This window comes from Ponticaulis profundi, from assembly GCF_042659465.1.
Taxonomy (GTDB): Bacteria; Pseudomonadota; Alphaproteobacteria; order Caulobacterales; family Hyphomonadaceae; genus Ponticaulis; species Ponticaulis profundi.
The window spans coordinates 336,653-350,811 of record NZ_JBHSSW010000004.1; the positions used below are offsets into that span (position 1 = coordinate 336,653).

10 protein-coding genes are annotated in these 14,159 nt (G+C 56.4%); 5 read left to right on the forward strand and 5 right to left on the reverse strand.

Features of this window, described 5'->3' with window-relative positions; translation table 11 throughout:
- Positions 1 to 8: 8 nt before the first annotated feature.
- Both ACFQDM_RS04925 and ACFQDM_RS04930 read left to right on the forward strand, forming a co-directional pair.
- Positions 9 to 713, forward strand: a complete 705-nt coding sequence (locus ACFQDM_RS04925) for a hypothetical protein (protein ID WP_377376239.1) — start codon at positions 9 to 11, stop codon at positions 711 to 713.
- Positions 682 to 2,040, forward strand: coding sequence for an O-antigen ligase family protein (locus ACFQDM_RS04930; protein WP_377376242.1), 1,359 nt, complete (start codon positions 682 to 684; stop codon positions 2,038 to 2,040). Before ACFQDM_RS04925 ends, ACFQDM_RS04930 begins: the two co-directional genes overlap by 32 nt.
- Here ACFQDM_RS04930 and ACFQDM_RS04935 read toward each other — a convergent pair.
- The 5 genes from ACFQDM_RS04935 to ACFQDM_RS04955 form a co-directional block, all read right to left on the reverse strand.
- Positions 2,026 to 2,958 carry a glycosyltransferase gene (locus ACFQDM_RS04935; protein WP_377376244.1) on the reverse strand — a complete coding sequence of 311 codons (933 nt, stop codon included), beginning with the start codon at positions 2,956 to 2,958 and terminating at the stop codon, positions 2,026 to 2,028. The two genes, ACFQDM_RS04930 and ACFQDM_RS04935, sit on opposite strands and share 15 nt — an antisense overlap.
- Entirely contained in the window at positions 2,955 to 3,734 is a 780-nt protein-coding gene (locus ACFQDM_RS04940; protein ID WP_377376247.1) for a polysaccharide deacetylase family protein, read from the reverse strand. Before ACFQDM_RS04940 ends, ACFQDM_RS04935 begins: the two co-directional genes overlap by 4 nt.
- Positions 3,721 to 4,731: a glycosyltransferase family 2 protein gene (locus tag ACFQDM_RS04945; protein ID WP_377376250.1), complete on the reverse strand. Its 1,011-nt coding sequence runs from the start codon at positions 4,729 to 4,731 to the stop codon at positions 3,721 to 3,723. The genes ACFQDM_RS04940 and ACFQDM_RS04945 overlap by 14 nt, the downstream gene beginning before the upstream one ends.
- Positions 4,721 to 6,244, reverse strand: a complete 1,524-nt coding sequence (locus ACFQDM_RS04950) for an exopolysaccharide biosynthesis polyprenyl glycosylphosphotransferase (RefSeq protein WP_377376254.1) — start codon at positions 6,242 to 6,244, stop codon at positions 4,721 to 4,723. Before ACFQDM_RS04950 ends, ACFQDM_RS04945 begins: the two co-directional genes overlap by 11 nt.
- Positions 6,245 to 6,375: 131 nt before the next feature.
- On the reverse strand, positions 6,376 to 7,587 hold the full coding sequence (locus ACFQDM_RS04955) for a serine hydrolase domain-containing protein (protein ID WP_377376256.1): 1,212 nt from the start codon (positions 7,585 to 7,587) through the stop codon (positions 6,376 to 6,378).
- 56 nt (positions 7,588 to 7,643) lie between these two features.
- Here ACFQDM_RS04955 and ACFQDM_RS04960 point away from each other — a divergent pair, with 56 nt between their 5' ends.
- From ACFQDM_RS04960 to ACFQDM_RS04970, 3 genes are all read left to right on the forward strand, one after another.
- On the forward strand, positions 7,644 to 8,261 hold the full coding sequence (locus tag ACFQDM_RS04960; protein ID WP_377376259.1) for a prepilin peptidase: 618 nt from the start codon (positions 7,644 to 7,646) through the stop codon (positions 8,259 to 8,261).
- Positions 8,262 to 8,483: 222 nt separating this feature from the next.
- A complete protein-coding gene (locus ACFQDM_RS04965; RefSeq protein WP_377376261.1) occupies positions 8,484 to 11,330 on the forward strand; it encodes a hypothetical protein in 2,847 nt (948 codons plus the stop codon).
- Between the two features lie 101 nt (positions 11,331 to 11,431).
- Positions 11,432 to 14,107, forward strand: a complete 2,676-nt coding sequence (locus ACFQDM_RS04970) for a TonB-dependent receptor domain-containing protein (protein ID WP_377376264.1) — start codon at positions 11,432 to 11,434, stop codon at positions 14,105 to 14,107.
- Positions 14,108 to 14,159 lie beyond the last annotated feature (52 nt).

The window sequence follows — 14,159 nt, forward strand, 5'->3', positions numbered from 1 at the left end:
CGCGCGTCATGAAAGACCTACGTCGAGATCTGCAACCCCTTAGCCGTTCCCTGGAGCGTATTCCCGGTCATCAGGGCGGGCGTCAGGTGATGCTCATTGGCACGGATGAGAAGGTCGATACGCCGAGTGTGGCGGCATCCCTTGCGATTATCATGTCGGGGCGCTCACAGAAATCAGCCTGGCTGATTGATCTCGACCTCGTGCATAACCAGCAATACCGCGGTTTTGAGGGGCGCACCTTTTCCAAACTTGGAAAGCCTGGCCGTGCTCTGGATGCATCGCTGAATGTCCGTCCATTCTATCAGGTCCACCCGCAAGTGCGTTCGCAGGACGGAAAAGTTCAGCGTCCTCCAAAGCTGCTTGCGGCCCATCAGGTCGGCACCACGCAATTATATGTCACGTCTTTCCGCGCGAAGGGGCTCAGGCCCGGACAAAAGCTCAACCTGACACCTGCCCCGGACTATTGGCGCCAGCTGCGACATGTCACGGACTGGGCCATTGTTGATGCGCCGCCGATCGAAAAGAGCCGGGCGGGCCTGGCCGTCTGTCGGCATATGGACGGTGTGGTGCTGGTCATGCAGCTGGACAAAACATCGGTTGATGAAATTCATGCCCTGCGCGATGAAATCGAAGCCCATGGTGGCCATTGCCTCGGGGTCGTCGCGACGGGAGTGAAGGCTGATGCCAGATTCGCAGACCGCTTCGCGATATAGAGACACGGGCGCTCAAGCACCCGCCAGGACGTTCTGGCGTGATGCGGAAAAAGGTATCATCGTCTTCTGCCTGCTTCTTTTCTCGCAGGCTTTGCTCGGGCGTTTGTTTGCAACAGAAGAAAATCCGGAGGGCGGCGCTTTCCTCCGCTTCATCTGGTTGCCAATCTACGCTTATGTGATGTGCCAGATCGTTCTGAACTGGCGAAACATGACAGCCATTGTGCTGCGCTCACCCTTCCTCGTTGCCCTGGCCGTGCTCTCCATGGCGTCTATGATGTGGTCGCTCGACCCGGGGACATCACTGCGCCGCGGATTTGCAGCGATCTGTACAACAGCCTTCGGTTTTTATCTGGCTGCGACGTTATCCTGGAAAGAATTGCTGCGCTGTCTGGGCGTCACCTGGCTGATCCTGGCGATCGGCAATTTCCTCGCCGGCGCGCTGATGCCGGGCTTTGGCATCATGCACGAAATACATGTCGGTGCCTGGCGGGGGCTGTGGTTTGAAAAGAACGCCATGGGCGGACATCTGGCGCGTGCGGCGTTTCTCTACGCGTTTCTGATTGTCGTCGATGTCGATCGTCGCAAGCTGTGGGGTTTCTGCTTTCTGATTTCACTTGCGCTGGTTCTGCTGTCCACGTCGAAGACGTCGCTGTTAGGTCTCTTACTAGGGATCGGTGTGATCGGAGCCTATCTCTGGATGCGCCGGGGGAAGCTGATTGCGGTGAGCGCGCTCTGGCTCGGCATATCCAGCGTCATGGCCGTGGTGCTGGTTGTGCTGGTGTCACCGGAAACCGTGGTTGCTATTCTCGGGCGTGACCTCACGCTCACAGGGCGCACGGATATCTGGGAAGTCCTCTTTCGTATTATGGAAGACCGGCCAAATCTCGGCTTTGGTTATGGAACATTCTGGGCGAAGGATAGCCCGCCCGCTCATATGGTGCGTCTGGAAACAGAGTGGGAAGTGCCGACAGCGCACAATGGCCTGATTGAGATCATGCTGGCGATGGGCCGTGTGGGAGCTGCGTTCTTCCTGATCGACTTCCTGCTGAACATCGTCCGATCACTCCTCACCATGCATACCCGGATCACCTCCGTTTATGCGTTCGGCTTTTTCATCATCTTCGCGCTTTTCAGCATTTCAGAGAGCGTGATCCTGCAGCAGAACAGCATCACCTGGGTGATGTATTCCGCGATTGCCGGAAAACTGGCGCTCGATGCGCGCGACCGCACAAAAGCGCGCAGGAAAGCCCCTGTGGGCTATGCGGAGCCTCTGTTGAAACCGTCTCAGAATTTGCGGGGACGGCAGGGCTCGTCAGGTCGCGTGTAATCCGTAGAATTTGAATTCGAACGGACCAAACCACAACACTTTACCGATGCCTTGCATGGTCTTGTCGTACCAGAAGGCGCGGCGCTTTGCGCGGACGAGCATCATGGCGAGCGCCACAAAGCCATAGACGAAGCTTTGACCCAGACCGACGGCCATCCAGAACAGGAGGCCCGGCAGACTGAAGCGATCACCTGACACACACAGGGTGGAGGGTGATTGTCCGTAAGCAAATGAGCGTCTCAGCGTGTAGCGAAGGGTCGCGCGGCTGGCTGGGACATGTTCAAACACGCTCGCATCTGCAGCCCAGGCAAAACGTTTGCCGAGATCATCCAGCTTGTGGAAGAGGAAATCATCTTCCCCGCCGGTCTCATTGGCGCGTGTGTCAAAGAGGGGGCGTCCCTCTGGCATCTGCTCCATGTCGAACAGGGAATTGCCGCAGCCATAAAAGTCGTCAATCACGCCGGACGCTTCAGGCCCTTTGCGTGCGAAAAAGGCTTTCAGATATTCTGCGTGTTCCAGATTGTCCGCGGGCAGGGCCGTGATGACCGGTCCAAAGGTGACGGCCGCATTATACTGTTCATGCGCGTTCAGCAGGGTGGCGAGCCAGGTTGGCGGTGCGGACTCGTCATCGTCCAGAAACGCAATCAGTCGGCTGTTAATGGCGCTGATCGCAGCATTGCGTGCGTTCGCAACGCCCGGCGAAGGCTCATGTACATAACGAAGCGCGAAGCGCGAATTGTTGAAGCGATGGACGACCTGCTCAGCTGAGCCTTCAGGATCATTATCGACGACAACGATCTCCGCATCGTCTTCCGGCACACCTTCCTGCAACAGAATGCTATCGATGGCGCGTGTCAGCCCGTCAGGGCGTTTGATGGTCGGTATGACAACCGAGACGCGGGGGGCGTGCTGGCTCATACAACAAACCCCAGCTTTTTGGCCGTTTGGCCAGCAGTCAGAATCTCAACACCCAGATCCTTCGCCGTCTCGATGATGCTGCGTAACGCAGACGGTGTGACACCATAGGAGCTCGGTGTGTCGGACACGTCATGGGAGAAGAGGATCAACCAGCCCGGATGCTCTGCCAGATTGCGGATCGCGAAGAGCGCCTGCTCGGCTGAGGCCGGGTCGCCTTCCAGTTCGATTGCGCGAAGCTGCGCGCGATCACAATTGCCCGAATTGATGCCGCTGAGAACACCGCGCAGATTCGTAAAGCGACGCGATAGTTTGAGTTTGGCGCGAAATGAAGTCTCACCATAAGGGAAGGCGAAGCTCTCGATCGGGTGGCCCTGTGTGATGGTGTCGAGCTCGAGCAGGTTCTTGGACACCTCATCCAGCAGCACTTCATCTTCTGCCTTGCGGCAATCCAGGTGAGAGTGTGTGTGTGCGCCGATTTCATGCCCGGATTCGAGCAGGGCGCGGACATCATCGCGATTGGCCATGCGACCCATATGCGTGTCCTGATCCAACAGGCCGGTTGCTACATAATAGCTGCCGCGCACACCCAGCTCTTCCATGATCGGTGCACCGACATTCACCGCTGATTTCGGGCAATCATCAAATGACAAAGTCAGGATGGGGCGCTCGGGCGCGATCGTCACGGGCGCAGCATGCCGCCATTGCGTCAGACGACGCGTAACCTTTGAAAGGACACCACGATCAGGCGTGTAGGGCATGGCTTCAGCTTTGTTCATGAGCAGCCTCCGCATAGACAGTTGCTCGGTAAAGTTTCAGGGCGAAAAGTCGAATGGATTTCGGCATGCTCCATCCGGGTAATCGGGCGGTCATGCTGGCAAGGGCAGCGAGCAGGCTTTTTCCCGGAAAAGGCGCGAGAAAGCCGGCCAGACGATAAAGAGACGTATCTTTCAGAGCGTCAGGATGGCGATGGGCTGCGAGCCAGAAATTGCGGCCAGACTGTCCATACTTTTTCAGAAGCACGTCAGGTGTGTCGAGCCCGAGGTGTGTCGCCGTATTGTCGATATGATGGACGGGAAATCGCTCGGCGGCACGCAGGCCCCAATCAACATCCTCCCAACCCCAGCCAGAAAAAGCTGTATCGAATGGCACGTCCGACATGATCTGTTTGTGAACCAGCACATTGCTGGTGAACACAAAGCGCCCCGGATTTTGCGCTCGCTCGCTGGCCGGCAGGCATTCGGACACTTCGCACTGCGCCCAATGCAGCTCATTGGCGTGCGTCTCTTTTGCCTGCTGCAATGAAAAGCCACCGACGACCAGAGCAGGTCGCGCGTCCGACTGAATATGCTCAATATAACGCTGCAGAAATGAGGCATCGTCCGGCACCATGTCCGCGTCGAGAAAGACCATCCAGTCCGAGCGTGCGACATGTTCAAGCCGGTTGCGGCCGAACGCGCGTCCACGATTTTCTGACGCCGAGATCAGGCAGGCTGCGCCGCGAAATTGCTGGACGGCAACAACGGTTTCTTCGGTGAGGTCCTGCATGTCACTGCCATCGTCATAGATGACGACTTCGATTTGATCGGCTGCAATGCAGTCAGATAATGCCTCCAGAAGTTTTGCCGGACGGTCCCGATAGTTCGGCACCAGAACGCTGAGCGATGGAGCTGCTATCTGCTGCCAGTTTTCATTGCAGACCACGCGCTCGCCGGGCAGCGCTTCAGGTTCTGCTACGTGTGAAGGAGCCCCTGCGGTCAGACGTTCAGCGATCATTGCTGGAATCTCCCAGAAGGCATGGCGCCGTCATGATCATGATATAGAGGTCAAACCAGAACGAGGATCGGTTCACATATTCCATATCCAGGCGGACACGTTCGCGAACTTCTTCTGCGGTGTGCACTGGTCCGCGTGATCCGTTGATCTGCGCCCAGCCCGTGAGGCCGGGTTTCACGCGGTGGCGGTGCGCATAGTCACTGACAAGTTTATGCACTTCGGTTGCCTCTGTCGTCATGCCGACAGCGTGAGGGCGCGGTCCCACCAGCGACATCTCTCCCATCAACACGTTGATGAGCTGTGGCAGTTCGTCGAGGCTGGTGCGGCGCAGGAAGCGGCCGACTTTGGTCACGCGATCATCGTCCGAAGTCACCTGCGTGATGATGCCGTCTTCGGCTTTCTGATCCGGCCGCATGGACCGGAATTTCCAGACACGAATGGTCTCGTTGTTAAACCCGTGTCGCTTTTGCTTGAAGAGTGCAGGGCCCTTGCTGTCCAGCTTGATGGCCAGAGCGATCAGCGCCATCAGCGGCGCGAACGCCAGAAGCATGAGCGACGCAAAAACGATATCCGAAATCCGCTTTACGGTTGCCCGGCGTGCATCTTCCGGCGCGCCTGATACATAGGCGGCGGGTGTGTGGGCGACCTGCGCAAGGCTGGCACCCTGTGGATTGAATTCGTCGAGATCCAGCAATAGCACAACACGGTTCGGCAGATAGCGCAGACGGTCGATCAGCAATCGGACGCGCGATTGCGCATTGGACGTCACCGTGACGATGATGCGGTCGATCTTGGGCAGCTTGCTCCACGCCAGAAGGTCATCGAGTGTACCAACAACTGGAACGCCGCTGATCTCATTGGGCGCGCGACCGAGCCGGTCGTCAAAAATGGCGACGATGTTGAGTTCGCGGTCAGACGCGTTCTGTGCAATCAGACGCTCAGCATTTGGCGTGGCTCCCACGATGACAACGTTTTCGCTCATCAGACCGCGACGGGTCAGATGTTTTGTCAGGGCAACATGATGGGCATGCGCGGCGAGCAGAAAGACGAAGACGGCGGCGGCTGTGCCTGCAAAATAATAGCTTTCACCGCCAAGCCCGGTCACGACCCCGAACAGGAGCAAAACCGCGAGCGACACTGAAGCACCGATGGAAACCCGGGCCTGATGGTCGATAATCTTCTCTGAGAAAGGAAAGCGATAGGAGCCGGAAGACCAGAGCCCCCAGGCAAGGAAAGGCGGCATGATCAGATAGGGAAGGGCTGTGCCAAGCTCGACGCCGAAGACACCACCAGCCAGTCCGGACAGGGCAATCAGTCCGATCAGGATCATTCCGGCCATATCTATGGCGCGCGCAATATTGCGGACCGTGTTCAGGTCCGTCACGCGGCGTTTCTTCAGCGGTCGTGCGTCTTCGAGGCCGGGACGCGGCGTTGCATGCACGCTGAATTCCCGGCGACGAGGTATCTCCCGCTCCGACTCAGCGTGTTTCAGGTCGTGCGCAACTTCGCTCATGCCCTCACTCTCTCCAACTTCGCCAGCAAGCTAGCGAAATCGGAAAAAGATTTGGTGCAGGTGATCCTTCAAATTTAATAGAAAACGCATGCAATTAACGGCGTTTAAGAGCCTGTTTGCAGGCGTTTTAGCTAAGGCATCCATGCGCCCGATGCGTTGCTCTGGTAACCAAGAGACTCATACGCCGCGTCGATGAGAGACTGACCGCGGGCATTGAGCAGAATACCGGCACCCATGCGGTTCATGGAGTAGGCGAAGACCAGATCACAGTCCGGATCGAAGAAGACGACACTACCGCCCATTCCGACGTGTCCGAAGGCGTTTCGTCCCATGATGACTGAGGCTTCGTGGCCTCCCGGAAGGGCGCGATTGTCCATGCTCGCCATAAAACCCTGACCGAAACGACTTGGAATGAGCAGGGTCGCGTCCTCACGCGTTGCAGCCGAAACCTGGCCCATCGCAGCGATGCGATCTGACGAGAACATCTGCATATCGGAAGAGGGCGACAGACATGAAAACAGCTTCGCCATGCCGCGTGCATTGGAGATGCCGCCGCCTCCACCGAGTTCGGCTGCATGCGTTTCGCGTGCGTTAAAATCCGGGGCTCCCATGTTCATCATTGCTTTGTGCTGCAAAGACTCCGGATCTGTCACGACAGCTTGTGTGAAAGGCGTCAGCGGATCATTCGGTCCCGGAATGAATGCGATCATGGGAGCAAGACGAGACTCCAGTGTTTCTGGTAAGCCGATCCAGAAGTCAGTGCCGAGCGGTTCGGCGAATTCTTCGCGGAAGAAGGTGCCGAGAGATTTGCCAGAAACCCGCCGAACCAATTCGCCGACGGTCCATCCAAACGAAATCATGTGATAGCCGTTGCGAATGCCTGGCTTCCACCATGGCTCCATGCGCTCCAGCTCGCCGATGATATAGTCCCAGTCAGCAAATCCGCCCGGTTTGATCGGGTCTTTGAAGGCTGCAGCTCCGGCGCTGTGATTCAGCATCATCAGAACCGTGGTGTCTTCCTTGCCATTGCAGGCATATTCCGGCCAGTAGTCGCCGACCTTCGCATTGAGATTCAGCTGGCCGCGCTCGACCAGCAAATGGGCACAAAGGGCTGTTGCGGCTTTCGTGCAGGAAAACACAACCGACATCGTGTCTTCATTCCACGACGTCTCTTTCGTCTCATCTGTGTGGCCGCCCCACAGGTCGACAACTTTCTCGCCTTTGTGAAACGCACAAACGCTGGCGCCAACCTCTTTGCGAAGCTCGAAGTTTTCCGCAAAAGCATCTGCCACATTGGCAAAGCTTGGATGACATTCCCCGCCAATCATTTCCTGCAAATCCATAGACCTTCCTCCCGCTTTCATATTCAGTGTTTTGACGGAGACTAGCGCGGCAATCCATGGAACAGGAAGACTCATTTCAGCCTTTTGCGCGGACAGATCGCGAAGCGGTGATCCAGACCGTCGTTTGGAGTCTGCTTCTGTTGTCGATCGCACTTGTCAGCTGGTTTATCTGGTCTGCAGAATATGACGCGCCGCACGTTCTGCTATCGCTGCCGCTTTTCATCGGACTGGTCGCCCTGATCTGGTATGACCTACGACGCTACCGACTGCCAAACCTGATCACATATGCGCTGATATTGGCCGGGCTCGGCATCAGCGCCTGGTATGGTCTTGGCACCTTATGTCTGCATCTGTTCGGTGCAGGCATCGGATATGGTCTGATCTGGGTCCTCAATCGATTTTATGTTTCGGTGCGTCATCGAGAGGGAATCGGTATGGGCGATGCAAAACTGGTTGCCGCGTCCGGAGCGTGGCTTGGCCCGTTCGCACTTGCGCCGGTTTTGATGCTTTCGAGTGCGGCAGGGATTCTGCTTTTGCTAATCTACAAGTGGAAAATGATGTTGGATACTGACCAAAAACCAGGCGCGGACCTTGTGCCGTTTGGACCTGCTTTGTGCCTCGGTTTCTGGATCGTCTACTTCGCATGGCCTGTTTTTGCAGGGAAAATCATATAACGCTCTTTTGAGTGCGTGATGAATTCCTATCACTTTGGATAGTGTGTCCCAAACCCCACAAATGATGGCGGGCGCCAGCTTTCTGGCAAATGTCAAAAAAGCGTAACAGTGCTGTGCGAGTAGCTGGATGCAGTCATGGGTAGTTACGGAAAAATAATAATCCATCCGAGCGCCACAGGACTGAAGAAAAACGCCAACAGCTCATTTGAGGGGGCTCAACGTATGAAGATCGCAGGAACCCTGCGCTCGCTCGCGCTTGCGAGTGCGGCCGCTATCGCACTGGTCGGGTGTTCTGACACCGACATCAGTTCTCCTGGCGCTCCAGCGCCGGTGCCATCACCAACACCGACACCTACGCCAACGCCGACACCTACACCGTCTGCGACCATCAATCTTGTGCCAACTGCAGGCTGTCCGACCGGTTCGTCCGAGACACGTTTTGACTCTGTGGCGGCTGATGGCTTCTCAAGCATTGATGTCTGTTCGCTGACAGGTGAAATCACGACAGACGTCGAGATCCCAGCCGGTACAACGATCGCGATCGAAGGTCCGGTCTTCATCGGCCAGGATGGGGGTACGTCTGCAACCCTGACTCTGAACGAAGGCGTTCGCGTCTATGGCGCATCTGCTGGCGGTACAGCGACAGCGACGGACGACTATCTGGTTGTGACGCGCGGTTCTCAGCTGGTTGTGAACGGCACGGAAAGTGCTCCGGTTCGCATGACAGCGCGCGCGGCCATCAATGACGAGGAAACGGGTTCTTCCATCATTGAGTTCGGAACGAACGCTCAGTGGGGCGGTCTGGTCATCAACGGCTTTGCGCCAATCAATGACTGTTCTGAAGACGGTATCGCGGGCGGCACAGCCGAATGCGAAAAGTCTGGTGAGGGCGCTTCCGGCTTCTTCGGCGGTGACAATCCGGCAGACAGCTCAGGTTCGATTGAATACCTGATCGTTGAGTATGCAGGTTCGCGCCTGACAAACGAAGACGAACTCAACGGCATCGCTTTCCAGGGCGTCGGTAACGGCACGCTGGTCGAGTATGTTCAGGTTCACAACAACCTCGACGACGGCATTGAGTGGTTCGGTGGTACGGTCAACGTGAAGTACGCGGTTGTTACCGGTGCTGGCGATGACTCGATTGACTGGACAGACGGCTGGCAGGGTAATCTGCAGTTCGCAGCGGTTCGCTCTACGGTTCCATCTTCTGATGACCCACGCGGTATCGAAGCTGACAACCAGCGTCCAAACGATCTGGAGCCATTCTCGTCTCCAACGCTTTCAAACTTCACGCTACGTGGCACGGCAGGCAACCAGCAAGGTATGCTTCTGCGTCGCGGCACGAAGGGTAACTTCCTGAACGGCATTATCGTCGATTTCGAATCTGGTATCGACATTGATGACGCTCAGACCTTCACCAACATCGACAATGGTGAGCTGACCATCGCGTCATTCTTCCTGGATAACCCAGTGAACTTCACCCAGGACGATGATCCGCTTGATCCGGCTGACACGACGAATGTTGAAACGGGCAACAACTCGCTCGTTGATCGTTTCTTCCCAGGTCAGAACGAACTCAACGTTCCAGCGACACAGCCGGAAGGTGATTTCTTCGACACGGTCGATTACATCGGTGCGTTCGGTCCGGATGAAACGGCTGAAAGCAACTGGGCGAGCTTCGCTCTGCCTGGCACGCTGTTCGAAGAGCAGGAAGCTGTTTGCCCAACCGGCACAGAAGACGCTGGCACGATCACGGTCGCTGCAACAAACACCGAAAAACTGCTTTGCCAGATTGATGGTGAAAACGCGATCACGAGCAACATCACGCTCAGCAATGGCGACGACATCGTTTACGAACTCGTCAATCCGGTCTTCATCGGTGTGGACCGCGGTCCGGACCCAGCTGCTCCACTCGCTGGTTCTGCTTCTGCGACACTGACGATTGATGCTGGTGTCACGGTCGTTTCCGAAGGCAATGACGACTATCTCGTCATCACCCGTGGTTCGCGCATCCTCTCGAACGGTACGGCAAGTGCACCAGTCGTCTTCACGGCAAAAGGTGTTCTGGACGGTTCTGTTGCAGCGGACGAAACCACAAAAGGCATTTGGGGCGGTCTGGTCCTGAACGGCCGTGCTCCTATCAATGACTGTGCAGAAGACGGCGCTGAAGGCGGTACGATCGAATGTCAGAAATCCGGTGAAGGCGCTTCTGGCTTCTTCGGCGGCGCGACAGCTGACGACGACTCCGGTCAGATCTTCTACACCCGCGTTGAATATGCCGGTGTGCGTCTGACCAACGAAGACGAGCTGAACGGCATCGCCTTCCAGGGCGTCGGTTCTGGCACGGAAGTCAGCTATGTTCAGGTCTACAACAACCTGGATGACTGCTTCGAATGGTTCGGCGGTACGGTTTCTGCTGATCACCTCGTTGCGCTTGGTTGCGGTGATGACTCGCTCGACTGGACAGACGGCTGGCAGGGTTCTCTGCAGTACTCAATCGTCTATCCGGGCGAAGGCGACATGTCTGACGACCCACGTGGTATCGAAGGCGACAACCAGCGTCCAAACGACCTGACGCCAATGTCTATGCCTAACCTGTCCAACTTCACGCTGATCAACTCTGGTGACGCAGCTGTGGATGCCGGTGCGGTGCTTCGCCGTGGCATGGGCGGTACAATCGTGAACGGCATTATCGTCGGCTTCGACGATGGTATCGACATCGATGACCAGCAGACATTCGACAATCTGGACAATGGTGATCTGACCGTTGCTTCGCTCTTCCTCGATAACGCGAACAACATCCGTCAGGACAGCGGCGAGCCAGTACTGACGCCAGTTGCTGAAGACAACATTGTCGAAGGCGACCAGACCCTGTCAGGCTTCACATTCCGTGCGGGCCGTCCGGGCGTGGTTCCTGGCGATAGCGAAAGCGCTGTTTCAGCCTTCGACGTCACCGGCATCGGCGAACTCGAAGCGGTCGATTTCATCGGCGCTGTCGAGAACGAAGATGACACCTGGTTTGCAGGTTGGACCGTCGACGAGAACGGCGACGTCACATCCGTCGAATAAGATGAACGCAAAGGATAGGGGCCGGCATGTCCGGCCCCGTTCCGACTCATAAGTCACTTCATGTGGAGCCCGCTCCACCGATCCATTTTCTGGGGGTTAAAATGCTCACCCGTTCAACGCCTGTCCGCATCCTGCTTCTGACGAGCGCGTCGCTTCTTTGTTTCTCGCCGGGTTTCGCCCAGGAAGGTCAGGTTCCCGAGCAGCCACCTGTACAAGATGAGCCTGCGGGCGAGTCTGAAGATCAGCGCACAATGGAGACTGTCCAGGTTCGCTACCGCTTTATTCCCGACGAAAAGCGCTCAACCTCAGAGGTTTCGAGCTTGCTGGACGCCGGCGACTTTGACCTTCAGGGCGACTCTGATGCGGCGGCTGCTCTGCGCCGCGTCGCGGGTGTCGCAACCGCAGACGACAAATTCGTCTATGTGCGCGGCCTGAACGAACGTTACTCAAGTGCGACCCTGAACGGTTCGCCACTGCCAAGCCCGGCGCCGCTGCGTCGTGTGGCACCACTCGACCTTTTCCCGACCTCTGCACTGGACGGTATTCTCGTACAGAAGACATATTCTCCGAACCTCCCGGGTGAATTCGGTGGTGGTCTGGTTGATATCCGTACCAAGGGTATTCCTGACGACCGCTTCCTTGAAGTGTCTGTCAGCGTTGGCGGTGATACCGAAACAAGCCTCCAGTCCGGCTTGCTCTATGATGGTTCTGACACCGATATCTTTGGTTATGACGACGGCGCGCGTGAGCTGCCAAACTTCGATATCTCGAATGAGAATTATGAATTCGGTCGCGCTCTGACGGACAATTCCTCTCTGCTGGTCATGCAGAGCGGTGATGTGGGCCTGAACTGGTCCGGCGGTCTGACAGGCGGCAACAGCTATGACATCACGCCGGACATCGAGCTTGGTGTGCTGGGCTCCATCGGCTATTCGAATGACTGGTCAACACGTCAGGGTATTCGCGGACAGGCGGTTCGTCCGTCTGCCAACTCTCCGGAAATCGAAGCGGAAGAACAACGCGAACGCTATTCGACACAAAACACGGTCGGCACCAACGCGCTCGCCGTGATCGGCCTGAACCTCTATGATAATCACGAGCTGAAATTCACAGCGCTCGGCACACGTTCAAGCGAAAAAGAAGCCCGTACGGTCATCGGTGAAACCGAAGAAGACGCCGGTGTTTTCCGTGATGACTCGCTTGAGTGGTTTGAGCGCCAGCTGTGGACGACACAGATTGCTGGTGAGCATAATTTCCCGGAACTGATGGACCTGAAAGTCAACTGGCGCGGATCTTATTCCGAAGCGCTGCGTGATGCGCCGTTCCAGCTGTCAAACCGGTATCGTGAAGCAAATGACGGAAGCTTTGTTCTGTCGAGCTCTCCGGCAGCAAACCGTATTCAGTACAGCCGCGTCGATGATGACACGACGGATTTCGGCATTGATTTCGAGCTTCCGCTGGCGTTCAGCGGTGACTATTTCAGCGAGATCAATCTGAAAGGCGGTTATGCGTATGTCGAGAATGACCGCTATGCCAATGTCCGCATTTTCGACGTGACAGGTGTTGGTGGTCTGGCAAACACAGACGGCATCCGCCTCGATTATATCTACAGCGCACTGTTTAATGGTGGCCCGGGCGTCATCCAGGAAACCGGCGGCATTCAGTTCCCGGAAGCCTATATCGCGACACTTGAAGTCGATGCGGCATACTTCCAGGTCGATACGCAGATCACGCCATTCATGCGGGCAGCCCTTGGTGGCCGTTTTGAATCTGCGCTTCAGGCTGTTGATACGGTGACGATTGATGGTCCAAGCGAGAACAATTTCGTTGAAGCCTGTATCGAACGTCAGGCGGATCAGAGCTGCGACAACAAGGAAGACTTCCTGCCAGCCGCGACGCTCACCTTTACGCCATTCCAGGATTTCCAGCTGCGCTTCGGTTATTCGGAAACGCTGACCCGTCCACAGTTCCGTGAACTTGCTCCAACGCAGTTCGTGAACACGGAAACGGATGTGTCATTCGTTGGTAACCCATTCCTTCAGAATGCTGAGATCAAGAACTATGACCTGCGCGCCGAATACTATTTCGACCGTGGTCAGTTCCTCACCGTGGGTGCCTTCTACAAGGATATGACCAATCCGATTGAGGAAGTTCTGGTCAATATCGGTAACGTGACGAATACGAGCTTCCTGAACGTGCCGTCTGCCAAACTGTACGGCGCCGAGATTGAGTATGAGCAAATCGTGCCGGTCTATAACTGGACGGACTGGGGCTTCTTCAGCGACCGTGATCTGACCGTCAAAGCCAACTACACCTGGTCAGACTCAGAGATCGACGCCAATGGCACAACCTTCGTGAATGGTGGTACGCCAACCGCTCCAGTGATCTCTGAAGTGAATGCCGCCGGTCGCGTGAGCGATGGTCGTCGCCTTCAGGGGCAATCTGAGCACCTGGTGAACCTGCAGATTGGTCTGAGCGACTCCAATAGCGGTTCAGAGCTGAACCTTCTGTTCAACTATGCAAGTGAGCGCATCCGCTCAGGGGAATCCCTCTCTGACGGTCTGCCTGCGATTGTTGAAGAGCCGCCGATCACTTTCGACCTGGTCTATAATCGTCCATTCGAAATTGCCGGTACGAGCTTTGAATTCTCGTTCAACGCTGAGAACCTCTTCGGCGATGGATATGAAGCCTATCAGCAGGGTGGTGGCGTCACGGTTCCGGTTGATACCTATGATCTGGGACCATCCATTTCCTTCGGGCTGAAGAAAGAGTTTTAATCAGCGCCCCTGCGGGGGTAAGGATTAAAAGCTCTACACAAGACATCGGCCG

Coding starts and splice junctions, on each gene's coding strand:
- ACFQDM_RS04960 (WP_377376259.1), top strand. CDS start 7,644: ATGGAACAGGAAGACTCATTTCAGCCTTTTGCGCGGACAGATCGCGAA.
- ACFQDM_RS04965 (WP_377376261.1), top strand. CDS start 8,484: ATGAAGATCGCAGGAACCCTGCGCTCGCTCGCGCTTGCGAGTGCGGCC.
- ACFQDM_RS04925 (WP_377376239.1), top strand. CDS start 9: ATGAAAGACCTACGTCGAGATCTGCAACCCCTTAGCCGTTCCCTGGAG.
- ACFQDM_RS04970 (WP_377376264.1), top strand. CDS start 11,432: ATGCTCACCCGTTCAACGCCTGTCCGCATCCTGCTTCTGACGAGCGCG.
- ACFQDM_RS04940 (WP_377376247.1), bottom strand. CDS start 3,734: ATGAACAAAGCTGAAGCCATGCCCTACACGCCTGATCGTGGTGTCCTT.
- ACFQDM_RS04945 (WP_377376250.1), bottom strand. CDS start 4,731: ATGATCGCTGAACGTCTGACCGCAGGGGCTCCTTCACACGTAGCAGAA.
- ACFQDM_RS04950 (WP_377376254.1), bottom strand. CDS start 6,244: ATGAGCGAAGTTGCGCACGACCTGAAACACGCTGAGTCGGAGCGGGAG.
- ACFQDM_RS04930 (WP_377376242.1), top strand. CDS start 682: ATGCCAGATTCGCAGACCGCTTCGCGATATAGAGACACGGGCGCTCAA.
- ACFQDM_RS04935 (WP_377376244.1), bottom strand. CDS start 2,958: ATGAGCCAGCACGCCCCCCGCGTCTCGGTTGTCATACCGACCATCAAA.
- ACFQDM_RS04955 (WP_377376256.1), bottom strand. CDS start 7,587: ATGGATTTGCAGGAAATGATTGGCGGGGAATGTCATCCAAGCTTTGCC.